Source organism: Cytobacillus sp. S13-E01 (assembly GCF_029193815.1).
In the GTDB taxonomy this organism is placed as follows: Bacteria; Bacillota; Bacilli; order Bacillales; family Bacillaceae_L; genus Bacillus_BV.
Genome location: NZ_JARFVC010000004.1, coordinates 77,084 through 90,290, shown reverse-complemented (window position 1 = coordinate 90,290; position 13,207 = coordinate 77,084). Strand labels below are relative to the sequence as shown.

The window sequence follows — 13,207 nt, the reverse complement described above, 5'->3', positions numbered from 1 at the left end:
CAAAATCCCAGTTTATAAACGTATTATCGCTATTTTGGCTCAGGCACCAATTCATCGTTTTTTTATCTTCACCCAAATGGGGGGAATTCCGTGTGGTTGAATCTGACCCACAGTTCATTTTCGCACCGGGATCCCTGAACCAACCCGCTAGTCCTGGTGCAGTACCAAGATGTAGTTCATGGACAAACATTCCACCCCCTCCACCTGGGCGGCTATTCCGGTATTTACAGTTACACCAAACCGCAAAGTCTACTCCCCAATCATGTAGAGAATGAGGTAGCGCACCAATGGAATGAGCCAAGTCAATGCCTATTAAAATATCTTTTTTATGAGCCTCGGGGGATAAACGTTTCATATCTATTAATTGACCACTTCGGTATAAGACAGATGGAAGCCAGTCGATTCCATCCATCTTCCATGATTCTTCCAATCTTCTAAGGAGCTCAATAGAGTTTTCTCAGCACGTTTAGATAGCACTCCAAGTGAATTCCCGTCCATATAGTATGTACCTTCTTTTATATAAAACTTAGCTCGAAAGCGGCGTAAAGAGTTTCCGTTGAGCTAATTGTTGTGCATAATCCTTTATTGGTTGAAATGTCATCAAATTGTCATTACTTTCCACTATTTTAATAGGTATAATACCGCACTTGTTGACACGATGTCAATATGTTGTATAAAAATATTAATAATATTCTGATTAATTAAGCGATCATATGTAGGAACAGCTAGAAAAAATCATTACCCTACACAAGAAAAGCGCAGGGCGCCCGAAGCTAAACGTAGATAGACAATGAAACGAAGTTATACACAACTTTACAATTTTATAATTTCCTTAATTTCCTAAACAATCAAAAAAAGGAATGCTAAATCACTAGATTTAGCACTCCCTTCATACATTTTTAAGCGACCGGTTTTTTCCTTCTATCTTTGATATATGGAATCAAGAACGATAAAAGTGCAATTGCGATCATCGTTAATGCGATCGGACTTTGGAAGAAGATATCCAAGCTACCGTCTGATATCGTTAATGCCTGGCGCAATGCTTGTTCCATCATTCCACCTAGAATGAATGCTAGGATAAATGGTGGTGCCGGGAATGAATAGATTCTCATAAGAAAACCAATGACACCGAATGCTAATAATAGATACAAATCAAATGTACTGAAGCTCAGCGCATAAACCCCTATTAAACTAAAGATGATGACTAACGAGATTAATAGTGGGCGCGGAATCCGTAATACGCGTGCAATGTAAGGAACGAGTGGCAGGTTTAAAACAAGCAAAAAGATGTTCCCGACATACATACTTGCGATAATGCCCCAGAATACTTCAGGGTTATCTTGAACAAGGAGTGGTCCCGGTTGAATTCCTAATACTAAGAATGCACCTAGTAAAACAGCGGTTGTACCTGATCCAGGTATACCTAAACTTAATAACGGTACGAATGCCCCACCTGTTGCGGCATTGTTCGCTGTTTCCGGTCCTGTAAGCCCTTTAATTGAACCTTTACCAAATTCCTCAGGATTTTTAGAGAGTTTCTTTTCTGTAATATAGCCAATGAAGGAAGCGATAGTTGCTCCAGCACCAGGTAATACTCCTAAAATAAAGCCTAGAAGGGATTGTCTTGCCATCGGACCTTTCATTTCATTTAAATCATCCCTTGTCAGCTTCAAACTACCGATATTTTTTTGCTGACTAACAGAATCATCATTTCTATTAAAAATAAGCATACAAACCTCTGCTAATGCGAATAATCCTAGAGCAATTACTAAAAAATCGATTCCTTCTAGTAGATTTGGATTACCGAACGTAAAACGAGTTGTACCGGTTTGTCCATCAATTCCAATTGTTACTACCATAAAACCGACAACCGCTGAAATAATTGCTTTTACAGTTGAACCTTCTGATAAACTAGCAATTGCAGTTAGTCCAAGCAGCATTAACGCAAAATACTCTGGTGGACCAAATGTGATTGCGACAGCTGATAACAATGGGGAAAATAGCATTAATAAAATGACACTCACCGTACCGCCTGTAAATGAGGCGATTGCCGCAATGGCCAATGCTTTTCCAGCTTTACCTTGTTGTGCCATTGGGTACCCATCAAATGCTGTTGCAACTGTCCCGGAAACCCCTGGTGCATTCAGTAAAATTGACGAGGACGAGCCGCCAAATATTGCACCATAGTATACTCCAGCCATCATCACTAACGCTATGGTTGGATCCATGCTATAAGTAACTGGAATCATGATCGCAATCGCACTGATTGGTCCGAGTCCAGGCATCATCCCGATAAATGTTCCAATGAATACGCCTAAAAAGACAAATAATATTCCTTCAAGACTAAGCGCTACTTGAAAACCCGTCATCATTCCTTCAAATGAACCCATATTGTTCTCACCCCTTTATAGTGGCAGTATTCCTGCGGGTAAACTAATAAGTAATAATCTTGTAAATAATAGATAGATTGATAGTGAAAACACAACCGACGTAATTCCGTTCACTTTATGATTTTTATAGCCAAGATACCATGAACAGAAATAAACGAAAGTCATCGTCATAATGACAAAGCCAACAATTTCAAGTAAGATAATATAAGCCAAGATAAATCCACAGACCGAAAGTAACATGAGGACATCCGCTTTGGGGATCGTTCTTTTTTGTTTTTCTGCTTCCGTTTCTTCTTGTTTACTAAAGAATAATAATACTGCTAAAAATAATAGTAAGAAGCCAAGTATTTTTGGAATCGCATCTGCATCAATTTGTGCATATGGATAGGATGGTAATTGGTAACTTAAAATCAAATAGATAATTGCAAGTACACCAAGTATAAGACTAACTTTTCGGTTTATCGCCTTTAACATAATCTTCACCTTCTTTGTGTAAAATCTTTAAAAAATGAAGCCAATGTACAAATGACATTGACTTCATTTTCTATACCGCTCTAACTATCGATCAAGTATAAGTAAGTCCTTAATTTCCTAAGCCTAACTCATCAAGCAGCTCTTGCATTGCGATTGTTTCACTGGCTAACAATTCTTTGTATTCTTCACTAGTTAAGAAATACTCATTCCAGCCATATTTTTTACGAATTTCATCCCATGCAGGAGAATCGTTTAGCTCTTTAAATTTGTCTTCATAGTATTTTAATTGTGCATCCGTTAAATTTGGAGGTCCAAAGAAGCCTCTCCAGTTAACAAAAGTTTCATCGATTCCTTGTTCTTTTACAGTAGGGAAATCCGATAGTACATCACCTTCTAAACGTTCTTCAGAAGTAATACCTAGTACTCTCACTTTTCCTGCGCGAACTTGTTCAACCGTTTCCGCTGTACCCGCAGAGTATACATCAACACTTCCGTTTAGAAGCTGAGTTAATGCTCCACCGTCTTGATCTGATACATATTTAATCTTTGTGATATCAACACCAGCAGCCTTCGCAATTTTCACAAATTGCATGTGGTCCATACTACCTGGTGATGATACTCCAACTACACTAACACTTGATGGATCCTTTTTCATATCATCAAAAAGCTCAGTTAAGTTATTCCATTTAGCATCTGCTCTTACTGCAAAAGCAGCGTAATCTGCAATCACATTTGCAATTGGTGTAAAATCTTTATAGTCATATTCTGACTGACCATTTAACGGAACTAGAACTAATGGTGGTGATGCAACAAATAGGTAATTAGGATTTCCGTCCTTTTGCGCGATGTAAGACCAACCTACTGCTCCTCCACCACCTGGCTTATTTACAACTGGAAGTCGTTGATCGATAATCTTTTCTTCCTCGAACACTTTTGTTACCATTCTAGCCGTTGTATCCCAACCACCACCGGCACCTGCTGGAGCAACTACTTCTATCGGTTTCTCAGGACTCCAAGTACCATCTGCGTTTTCTCCTCCAGACGTGGTGCTAGAACAAGCTGTTGCAAAAGCGACCAAAAATAATAGCATGACTATACTAAGACTTTTCTTCACATTCATTTCCCCCTTTTCATTTTTATCCTTGTAACTGAATTATAGATTAGAATTTTCAAAATGTAATCGTTTTCAAATTAACCTTCATAACGTATCTTCTGGGCATTTTGTTCATTTTGTTTACACGGAGGGAAAATTCCCTAATGAAGAAGAAACGAAGTATTGACGCTTCTTCATGTTATAAATAATTTTTCAAATTTTTTCCATACAGTAGACATAGAAAGGTTAAAAATCTGTCACTTGAAAATATAGGTAATGTTTTATAAAATTAATTTATACTTTTCGATAAGGATGTGGAATATGATATTTAAACCTCGTTATGAAACAGAAGAATTAAAGGTTCTTCGAAGTTTGTATAACCGTAGCAATTTAACAGTTAAAGAAGTGAATTATTACTTAAATCTTGAAAAAGGCTTCTCAGGTGAACAACAATTTGACTCGTTAACAGAGAAGCTAACCGAAGATTACATTGTTCTAAATGATTTACTTCTTGAAAATAATAACACGGTCTTTCAAATTGATACTCTGCTAATCTCTAAAGAGAAGATTTATTTTTTCGAAGTAAAAAATTATGAAGGTGATTTTTATATTGAATCTAAAATATGGTATTCAATCACTCGAACTGAAATAAAGAATCCCCTCCTTCAGCTGAATCGAAGTGAATCCTTATTGCGAAGATTACTCCAAGATCTTGGTTGGAATTTTACAATCGAACCATACATTGTCTTCATAAACCCCGATTTTTACCTATATCAAGCTCCATTAAACCTCCCTATTATTTTTCCGGGACAGATTAAGCGGTTTTTTAACAACAATACTAATGTAGAGTTATCAAAGTTAAATGATAAGCACCTAAAGTTGGCAAAACAATTACTGTCTTGTCATTTAGAAAATTCACCATATAAAAAAATACCTGAGTATAATTATGATCAATTGCATAAAGGAATCATTTGTGTAAATTGTCACTCGTTACTTGTTGATATTAATGCTGCTACCTTTAAAGAAAGAACATTGGTATGTAGTAAATGTTCTTGCAGAGAAAGGGTAGAATCTGCGGTTATACGAAGCGTTGAAGAATTTCATTTTCTTTTTCCGGATAAAAAAATAACAACAAATATTATTTATGATTGGTGCAAAATAATTGAGTCAAAGAAAACTATTCGAAGGATTCTTGCAAAACACTTTAGAATAATGGGGCATAGTGGGTCTTCCTATTTTATTAAATCCTAGTGAATAACATTAGATTGGTTGGCGTGGGCATCTGATTGTTCTCTTGGTTACCGTTTTTTATTTTTTGCGGAGTTTCGGGCATCTGATTGCTGTTTTGGTTACCGTTTTTTATTTTTTGCGGAGTTTTGGGCATCAGATTGCCGTTTTGGTTACCGTTTTCTGTTTTTTTCGCGATTTCGGGCATCAGATTGTTGTTTTGGTTACCGTTTTTTATTTTTTACGGAATTTCGGGCATCAGACTGCTGTTTTGGATACCGTTTTCTGTTTTTTTCGCGATTTCGGGCATCAGATTGTTGTTTTGGTTACCGTTTTTTATTTTTTACGGAATTTCGGGCATCAGACTGCTGTTTTGGTTACCGTTTTTTATTTTTATCGCGATTTCGGGCATCAGATTGTTGTTTTGGTTACCGTTTTTTATTTTTTACGGAATTTCGGGCATCAGACTGCTGTTTTGGTTACCGTTTTTTATTTTTTGCGGAGTTTCGGGCATCAGACTGCTGTTTTGGTTACCGTTTTCTGTTTTTTTCGCGATTTCGGGCATCTGATTGCTCTTCTTCTGATATTACAAAGAAAACTCGCCGAGTGGTGAGCCAAAGGGGCGAAGACAAAGGCGTAGTTGAACTTATACGTTTTAGAATTTATGGATATAAATTTTGATTTCGAACAATAGCGCAAGGCGCGTCCGCTTACCTGAGCGTCGATTAAAACCCGCCACGTCCTGTGGCGAACATCGACATCAGCACATCCTGTGCAAGTCAAGCATAAGACAAGCCGGCTGGAAGGTTGTTCTTTACCTTCCGGACGGATTGACTTATACCATAGAGCCGATGGCGCCTGGAGCTGGACGTAGATAGACAAAAACTCGAAGTTATACACAACCTTACAATTTTATAAATTCCTTAACAACCAAAAAAAGCACTAATCATTAGTGCTTTTTGTTAAATAATATTTTCGCTCGGGTCTTCCGACTATGCCGTATTCTAGCTCAGCTTTTGCCAATTCAACAGAAATTAAATACTCTAAATAGCGTCTGGCTGTTGTTCTAGAGGCACCGAGATATTCTCCCACTTCTTCAGCATTCACACCCTTTTTTAGCTGGTTCATAATTTCACGTACTTTTTTCAGGGTTAGTGGATCAATTCCCTTTGGAAGCTCACTTTCAATGGGTGAAGAGATGCTATTACCAATTACCGTATCTACTAATTCTTGATCAAACTCTTGCTGCTGTGTGAAAAGGTTTTTTCGCTTTTTATATTTATCGATCGCATTTGTAAATCTTTCAAGTGTGACAGGTTTAATGATATAATCGAGCACTCCGTTACGAATTGAATCTTCAACTACTTCTTTTTCAGTTGCTGCCGTAATCATGATAATGTCTACTTTAGGGTGATGCCCTCGGATCTCTGGAAGCAGGGAGGTACCTAGCTTATCTGGCATATAGACATCAAGCAACAGGAGGTCAACTTCGTTTTGCTCTAATAATTCGCTTGTCTCCTTTGCATTTAATGCTTTACCAACCACATGGACACCTTTAATTTTACTTAAAAATTGTTCATGTATCGATGCGACTCTAAAATCATCTTCAGCAATCACTACTTTAATCATGCCTCTTCCCTCCTCTTCCTAGGTAAATAAACGGAGAATATAGTGCCTCCGTCTAAAATGTCTTGAATTTCGATCGTTCCACCCAACACATCGACTATCTGTTTTACGATCGCTAAACCATAGCCTCTATCCTTCATACCTTTCGTTGAAAAACCTATACCAAATATTTGCTCAAGTTTTTCAATAGGTATACCTGGGCCATTATCCGTGACTTCAATTATCACATCATCACCAATATCAATTGTAAAGAAGGAAACCTTTTTTATATCATTTTTCTCAACAGCATCAAAGGCATTGTCCACTAAATTTCCAATTACCGTAATAATGTCAGTCGCCGAAATATGGTCTGGCAACGTGTCTATTGAACTATTTTCATCAATTTTAAAATCAATTCTTTTTTCAGAAGCCATTCCTAGTTTCCCTAACAAGATTGCTTGTATTTTCGTATCTAAAATCTGCTCAAACAGTACTTTATGTTGTCTATCAATAATAAATGATTCTTCTTGAATCATTGCAATTGCCTCATTATATTTTCCCAACTGCATCAACCCTGAAAGTACATAGAGCTTGTTAGAGAATTCATGTGTTTGAGCTCTAAGCCCCTCTGAATACTTCTTAACCTCAGTTAATGTAGTAATCATTTTTTTCAATTCCGTTTTATCACGAAAGCTTGAAACAACGCCAACAATCTTGCCCTTTTCTAAAATTGGCGTACGGTTCACGACCACTGTTCGGTTCCTTATCAGCATTTCTCTATCTTTTTGCGGAAGCCCTGTCTTTAGTACTTCATACATTCCAGTATTTGTGAGGACCTGCTCGATTTTTTTATGAGTAACATCTTCTTCAATTCCGATAATGTCCTGTGCTGACTGGTTTATTAAGGTAATCGTCCCTTGTTCATCGATTGCGATAATACCCTCTTTAACGGCAGACAAAATGGCACTTCTTTCCCTATATAATGAGGCGATCTCATAAGGTTCGAGTCCTAAAATAGCTGTTCTAATATTACGAGCTAATAAAACACCGCAAGTAATACCAAATACTAAAACAATCATTGCAGGAACACTCACCTTGATGATCCTGTTAACAATAATCGCCCTTATATCTTCAAGCAAATAACCTACAGAAACAATTCCAATTATTTCGTTATTGTCATTAAAAATCGGCGCTTTACCTCGTAACGCTGGGCCCAATGACCCTTCAGCTTTTGAAATATAATACTGACCATAAATGAGGGCTTGATCATTGTCTCCTCCAACCATCTGCTCACCTAATTTATAGTCATAACGATGTGAGTATCGAACACCATCCTTGTTGCCGACGACAATATACTCTGCTCCAATTTCTTTGCGAATCTTTTGTGCAATTGGCTGAATCGTTTCCGCTGGGTCCTCTAGCTCAAACGCCTTCACAATAGACGGCATTAACGATACTGCTATCGCAACCTGGAGCGCCTGCTTCCCCATATATTCCTCGGTTTGTTTATATTCAAAATAACCATTAATAACAGATATTAAAAGAGTTATAGTAATGATTAGCCCAACTATGAGTCCTACAATCTTCGCTTGAAGTGAAATCGCTTTCTTCTTATTCATGATGCGGATCCCCCCTCAAATGCTGATAGAAGACTTTCTATCAAACTATTACTATACTATATTATCAGAAATTTTGGGTGAGAGGTGGTGATTTGTTGTAAAATTGGAAACTGGAAAAAACGGTACATTTTCATAGTGAATTGTAAAGGTTCACGTATTTTAGGGTAATTAAAATGAAGTTGAGGGAATTGAGAAGTGTTTTATTGCCTCGAGAAAACATAATGATTATATAGTGGAATAGATAAATAGTAATGTTGCTTTAAAACCTACCAGTAAGTCTTATCAGCAATAGACTATTCCCCCTATTCCAACAACCCATACTTCCGCTTAAACCTCGTCAAAATTTTAATCCATACCCCACCAAACACCAATAAAAAAATGACATTGGATACTGAGTGCATAATGTCAAATAACGCACTTCCTGCGAAGTATGATAAAAGTATGTTCGTATCTAATTCACTACCTGATTGGGTAAAAGCAAGTAGGCCCCAAAGGTTCATGATTGCTCCAAATAGGAAGCCCCAGGCAATACCGAAAAGGATTCTACCCCAGGTGACCTGCATAATTTTTCTTTTTCGTAGAAGTCCGGCACTAAATCCGACTAAGCCCCAGGCGACCATTTGCCATGGCGTCCATGGACCTTGTCCTAAAATCATATTAGAAGCAAGTGCAGCGACTGCGCCAATGATGAACCCGCTCCCGGCACCGAATACGAGGCCGGCCATCATGATGATAAAGGTAGTCGGTTGGACGCTTGGAATACTTGCGAATGGAACCCGGCTAACAGTGGCAATTGCTGCTAATACCGCAAGTAATACTAATTCCCTTGCTTCAATTTGTCGTCTTTCAAATCGTGTTACTAAAAGGAGGATAGCGGTCAATGCAACTCCTAGGCTCAAATATAAATAATAGTCTTCCCACCAAACCGATAGAAGCAATAGCGCACCGAGGAGCGAAAGCAAAGAGAACGTTACAAGTTTTTGTTTAGTGAGCATGCTCGCACTGCCTCCTTTAGTGTCACAATGTTGGTGTCAGGCATTAAACGGAATAGTCTCTGAATCATCGTTGTATAAAAGAAATTACCTTTAAAGAAATTTCTTGGTGAGTCTTCTGAGGTGATTTTCCCTTCAAACATCATTCCACATTTTGTTGCGTGCTGGGCTGCAAATTCGACGTCATGTGTTGCCATTAAAATCGTGAGTTCTTCTTCTTTTAGCTTGCCAAGGATCATCACCAAGTTTTCTTTTGAGACAGGATCAAGGCCCTTCGTTGGTTCATCAAGGATTAGAACTACTGGCTTCCTAATTAGCAAACAAGCGAGTGCTGCTTTTTGGAGTTCGCCGCCACTAAGATCATAGGGATGACTCCCCGTTAGATGTAAAATCCCTAATCTATCAAGGATTTGATTAACTTCTGCTCTATCTGTAATTCCCCATTGTTTCATTGTTTCTTGAATTTCTAGCTCGACTGTGTCATGAATAAAAAACAGCTTTGGATTTTGCGGTAAATAGCCGATTTTCCCAGCTATATCTTTGCTTTTCCATGACTTTAAAGGTTTATCGTGAAGGAACACTTGCCCGCGTTGTGGATGGAGAATCCCACACATCACTTTCAGTAAAGTCGATTTCCCCGAACCATTGCCACCTAATAAAGCATATGTTTCTCCTTTTTGGAGTAAAAAATCAACTTCTTTTAAAATGAGGTCGCTCTTTTTGTCATATTGGTAGAATACATTTTTAACCTGCAACAACACTGGTTCATCATTTTCTGCTTTATGAATTTGCTCTGCACCTTGTGAAATTGATAAACTTTGAACAAAGCGCCTTCCCGCTTTTACATTCAAGGGTATTTTTTTACAGCTACCTTCCATGCTCATATAGAAGGAAGGTATACTAGGAACAAACGCAGCTTGTCCTTTTGAACTCCATAGCTTTTCAATCACATCTCGCGGTTCACCTTCATGCTTCACTCTACCATTTTCCAGCATTACTATTTTATCGGCCATTGTAAAAACGTCATCTAACCGGTGTTCGGCAATGATGATCGTCATTCCGAATTCTTCATTTAATCGCATAAGCATGTCTAAAAATTCACGAGCGCTTACTGGGTCAAGCTGTGCAGTTGGTTCATCTAGCAGTAAAAGATCAGGTTGCATTAAAAGCACTGACGCTAGATTAATTTGTTGTTTTTGACCACCAGAAAGCTCATGTGTTTTACGATGTAAGAGGTGAACGGATCCGAAAAAGTGAACCATTTCAGCAACCCTGTTTCTCATTTCATTTGTAGACAATCCACTATTTTCAAGGCCGAAGACAATTTCATGAAGAACTTCATCTGCGACTACTTGATTTTCCGGGTCTTGAAAAACGAAGCCAATATCCATGGAATCCCCATTGACGTGGATATCACCAGTCAATGTACCATGGGGTTGAATTTCTTTTTTTAACAAATGTAAAAGCGTACTTTTCCCGCTACCTGAGGAACCGAAGAGAACGACAAATTGTCCTTTTTCAACTGTTAAAGAAAGATCCAAAAGTGCGGCCTCAGGCGCATCTGGATACGTAAAGGTTAGACTGCTTACTTCAATATGCGCCATCTGAGTTGCCCCCATCCTTCAACTAGTAGTGGAAATAGTAAAAACACTAAATAACCCGAAAGTACAACCATCTCCATGCTTGACATTTTCATAGACTCCATCACAGGATAAATGTTTAAATAGCCAAACCCATTAAATCGTTCAAAAATAACTCCAGCAAAAACAATCACTAGATAAGCAATTGCACTTATATCTGATTTTTTTAGGAGGAAATGTTCGTATGTTGACCGGGCGCCACTACCATATCCTCTTGCTTTCATTGAGTCAGCAGTTTGAATCGCTTCCTCCAGTGAGTAGGTAAGTAAAACCTGTACATAGAGTAAGCCATTTTTCGCCTTATTCTGCCAACGCCCCTGTAAGACTTGGATCCCTTTACTACTTTGAACAGCTGCAATTTCTGCTAACCTTCTTCTCATCAGCGGAATAAAACGAAGCGTTAACATAAGTAGCACGGCAAATTGCGGAAGAAATTTCGAAAAAAGGTATAAAAGTTTATTTGGCGCCATCACCTCGTTGTATGATACAAATAACAAAATGACACTGATGATTGACAAAGCTGTCATTCCACCATATACGACCGCTTCCAATGTGATGCGATGACTAGCAAGTTCAAATAATACATAGCGCCCTCTCTCATTAAAAAGTGGATTTAAAATGAAGATAAATAGTCCACTTGTAATGATCAAAAAAAGCCATCGTTTTAGTCCTTCAAAGCGGTCTTGGACAAAGTTTATCGCTAAAATAGTGAGAAACCCAAGCACCAAAAAGACAGGATGTAAAAGGAGCATGACTAAAGATAGTGCCCCTACATAGTAGATGAAAGTAACAACTGGATGAAAATCACTAAATCGATGGATCATGCGTTGTCCTTTCTATTCTTCCGTATAAACCCAGTCAATTCGGTCTCCATCCTTTACTTGTATGGCATCTGAGCTTTTTGGTAGGTTAGAGCCGTTTGATTTTGCTACCCAGCCACTTTTGACACCATAATCAAATTCATAAATATGATTGATACCTTCTACATATCCCGTTGCTCCGCTACCTCTGTATTCAACCGGTATATCCATTTGGCTCGTTAGTGTTAAGAGAACATCAAGAATTGTATCGCCCACTTTGAAACTCACTTTTGTTTCGCCAACAATTGTTCCGATCTCTTTAGGACCAATGATCGTGATTGTGACTGTTGGCAAAGGTTGCTCGGGTTTTTTCTCTTCCTGTTTTGGAGGAGTTGGTTCTGTTTTTGGCTTTGTTGTTTCTGTTTTTGTTTCGGTTTTTGGTTCGGTTTTTGGTTCGGTTTTTGGTTTAGTTGTTTCAACTTGCTTGGTCTTTTCCTTAGGTGTCGTTTTAGCTTGCTCGGTTGCTGTTTCTTTAGTCGTTTCTGTTTTTGGAACCTCCGACTTTTCGGTTACTGCTTCTTCTGTTTTCACCTCTTGTGTAGCTGATTCAGTGGATGTTGTTTTCTCTTCTTGAACCTGCTCTTCGTCCTGTTCTACCGTTTCTTCCTGTACCACTTCCGGACTTTGAATTTCAGGCTGCGTCGTTTCAGTGCTAGTACCACAGCCACTTATTAATAAAGCAAGCATTAGTGCAAACAAGAGGTTTGTTATATTCTTTAGTTTCATTCTGTGTCCCTCCTACGGTTTTCGCTTTGCATTTACAATGTACCTTTGCGGGGCATCTCCAACAAAATTAAAGGGGTAACAGGTTGTTAACGTTAAAACTTCATTTGGTGCAGTTGACTTTATAACCGTCCGGTCGTCCGCTTCCACAATGAACGTTTTCTCAATTACATACGTAAACGTTCCATAAGGCATTTCAACAGTCAGTTCATCGCCAAGTTTTAATTCGCCTAGCCTTTTAAAAACTGTATCTCTGTGACCCGACAAGACGATTTGATCTTTTTCATTAGGAAATGCTGTACCATCGTAATGTCCTACTCCTTTTTCGAGATCCTCATCAGTTGTGCCCGCAACGATTGGAAATTGTTCAGCAAGAGGTTGCAGGTTTAGGATACCGATTACATCCTCATTTTGGGAAGGGGGTACTTTTTCAAAGCTGACCGGCTGTTCTGCCTTTACAAGTTGTGTTGCTTTTTCAAGTGTTTCGGACTGTATCTTTTTGGAACTATAAATTTGGATTCCTGCGACTGTTATAAAAAAGAACCCTCCAGCCAAAAACAAGAGGGATATTTTTCTTTTCATAG

Annotated in this window: 12 protein-coding genes and 1 pseudogene; 1 reads left to right on the top strand and 12 read right to left on the bottom strand. The window is 38.4% G+C overall.

Annotated features, from left to right (window positions below; all coding sequences use genetic code 11):
* Nucleotides 1–136: 136 nt before the first annotated feature.
* From PY093_RS21370 to PY093_RS04775, 4 genes and pseudogenes are all read right to left on the bottom strand, one after another.
* Nucleotides 137–552, bottom strand: a pseudogene (locus tag PY093_RS21370) (hypothetical protein); the annotation flags it as partial.
* Nucleotides 553–899: 347 nt separating this feature from the next.
* Nucleotides 900–2,390 carry a tripartite tricarboxylate transporter permease gene (locus PY093_RS04785; RefSeq protein WP_275644736.1) on the bottom strand — a complete coding sequence of 497 codons (1,491 nt, stop codon included), beginning with the start codon at nt 2,388–2,390 and terminating at the stop codon, nt 900–902.
* Between the two features lie 15 nt (nt 2,391–2,405).
* Nucleotides 2,406–2,864 (bottom strand): tripartite tricarboxylate transporter TctB family protein, encoded by a 459-nt coding sequence (locus PY093_RS04780; protein ID WP_275644735.1) that lies wholly within the window; start codon nt 2,862–2,864, stop codon nt 2,406–2,408.
* Between the two features lie 109 nt (nt 2,865–2,973).
* Nucleotides 2,974–3,984, bottom strand: coding sequence for a Bug family tripartite tricarboxylate transporter substrate binding protein (locus PY093_RS04775; RefSeq protein ID WP_275644734.1), 1,011 nt, complete (start codon nt 3,982–3,984; stop codon nt 2,974–2,976).
* A gap of 294 nt (nt 3,985–4,278) precedes the next feature.
* Here PY093_RS04775 and PY093_RS04770 point away from each other — a divergent pair, with 294 nt between their 5' ends.
* Nucleotides 4,279–5,208 carry a nuclease-related domain-containing protein gene (locus PY093_RS04770; protein WP_275644733.1) on the top strand — a complete coding sequence of 310 codons (930 nt, stop codon included), beginning with the start codon at nt 4,279–4,281 and terminating at the stop codon, nt 5,206–5,208.
* Here PY093_RS04770 and PY093_RS04765 read toward each other — a convergent pair.
* The 8 genes from PY093_RS04765 to PY093_RS04730 all read right to left on the bottom strand — a co-directional run bounded on the left by PY093_RS04765 (nt 5,198) and on the right by PY093_RS04730 (nt 13,205).
* Entirely contained in the window at nt 5,198–5,392 is a 195-nt protein-coding gene (locus PY093_RS04765) for a hypothetical protein (RefSeq protein ID WP_275644732.1), read from the bottom strand. The two genes, PY093_RS04770 and PY093_RS04765, sit on opposite strands and share 11 nt — an antisense overlap.
* A 734-nt stretch (nt 5,393–6,126) precedes the next feature.
* Entirely contained in the window at nt 6,127–6,813 is a 687-nt protein-coding gene (locus PY093_RS04760) for a response regulator (protein ID WP_275644731.1), read from the bottom strand.
* Nucleotides 6,810–8,408 carry an ATP-binding protein gene (locus PY093_RS04755; RefSeq protein ID WP_275644730.1) on the bottom strand — a complete coding sequence of 533 codons (1,599 nt, stop codon included), beginning with the start codon at nt 8,406–8,408 and terminating at the stop codon, nt 6,810–6,812. Before PY093_RS04755 ends, PY093_RS04760 begins: the two co-directional genes overlap by 4 nt.
* A 302-nt stretch (nt 8,409–8,710) precedes the next feature.
* Complete coding sequence (locus tag PY093_RS04750) at nt 8,711–9,403, bottom strand: ECF transporter S component (RefSeq protein WP_275644729.1); 693 nt, start codon at nt 9,401–9,403, stop codon at nt 8,711–8,713.
* Entirely contained in the window at nt 9,379–11,004 is a 1,626-nt protein-coding gene (locus PY093_RS04745; RefSeq protein WP_275644728.1) for an ABC transporter ATP-binding protein, read from the bottom strand. Before PY093_RS04745 ends, PY093_RS04750 begins: the two co-directional genes overlap by 25 nt.
* A complete protein-coding gene (locus PY093_RS04740; RefSeq protein ID WP_275644727.1) occupies nt 10,986–11,864 on the bottom strand; it encodes an energy-coupling factor transporter transmembrane component T in 879 nt (292 codons plus the stop codon). The genes PY093_RS04745 and PY093_RS04740 overlap by 19 nt, the downstream gene beginning before the upstream one ends.
* A 12-nt stretch (nt 11,865–11,876) precedes the next feature.
* On the bottom strand, nt 11,877–12,626 hold the full coding sequence (locus tag PY093_RS04735; RefSeq protein ID WP_275644726.1) for a DUF4430 domain-containing protein: 750 nt from the start codon (nt 12,624–12,626) through the stop codon (nt 11,877–11,879).
* A gap of 12 nt (nt 12,627–12,638) precedes the next feature.
* Nucleotides 12,639–13,205, bottom strand: a complete 567-nt coding sequence (locus PY093_RS04730) for a class D sortase (protein WP_275644725.1) — start codon at nt 13,203–13,205, stop codon at nt 12,639–12,641.
* Nucleotides 13,206–13,207: the final 2 nt, after the last annotated feature.

What these genes read in the sequence shown, in the direction of transcription:
- PY093_RS04730 (WP_275644725.1), bottom strand. Translation starts at nt 13,205, where the DNA reads ATGAAAAGAAAAATATCCCTCTTGTTTTTGGCTGGAGGGTTCTTTTTT.
- PY093_RS04785 (WP_275644736.1), bottom strand. Translation starts at nt 2,390, where the DNA reads ATGGGTTCATTTGAAGGAATGATGACGGGTTTTCAAGTAGCGCTTAGT.
- PY093_RS04755 (WP_275644730.1), bottom strand. Translation starts at nt 8,408, where the DNA reads ATGAATAAGAAGAAAGCGATTTCACTTCAAGCGAAGATTGTAGGACTC.
- PY093_RS04750 (WP_275644729.1), bottom strand. Translation starts at nt 9,403, where the DNA reads ATGCTCACTAAACAAAAACTTGTAACGTTCTCTTTGCTTTCGCTCCTC.
- PY093_RS04745 (WP_275644728.1), bottom strand. Translation starts at nt 11,004, where the DNA reads ATGGCGCATATTGAAGTAAGCAGTCTAACCTTTACGTATCCAGATGCG.
- PY093_RS04775 (WP_275644734.1), bottom strand. Translation starts at nt 3,984, where the DNA reads ATGAATGTGAAGAAAAGTCTTAGTATAGTCATGCTATTATTTTTGGTC.
- PY093_RS04765 (WP_275644732.1), bottom strand. Translation starts at nt 5,392, where the DNA reads ATGCCCGAAATCGCGAAAAAAACAGAAAACGGTAACCAAAACGGCAAT.
- PY093_RS04740 (WP_275644727.1), bottom strand. Translation starts at nt 11,864, where the DNA reads ATGATCCATCGATTTAGTGATTTTCATCCAGTTGTTACTTTCATCTAC.
- PY093_RS04770 (WP_275644733.1), top strand. Translation starts at nt 4,279, where the DNA reads ATGATATTTAAACCTCGTTATGAAACAGAAGAATTAAAGGTTCTTCGA.
- PY093_RS04760 (WP_275644731.1), bottom strand. Translation starts at nt 6,813, where the DNA reads ATGATTAAAGTAGTGATTGCTGAAGATGATTTTAGAGTCGCATCGATA.
- PY093_RS04735 (WP_275644726.1), bottom strand. Translation starts at nt 12,626, where the DNA reads ATGAAACTAAAGAATATAACAAACCTCTTGTTTGCACTAATGCTTGCT.
- PY093_RS04780 (WP_275644735.1), bottom strand. Translation starts at nt 2,864, where the DNA reads ATGTTAAAGGCGATAAACCGAAAAGTTAGTCTTATACTTGGTGTACTT.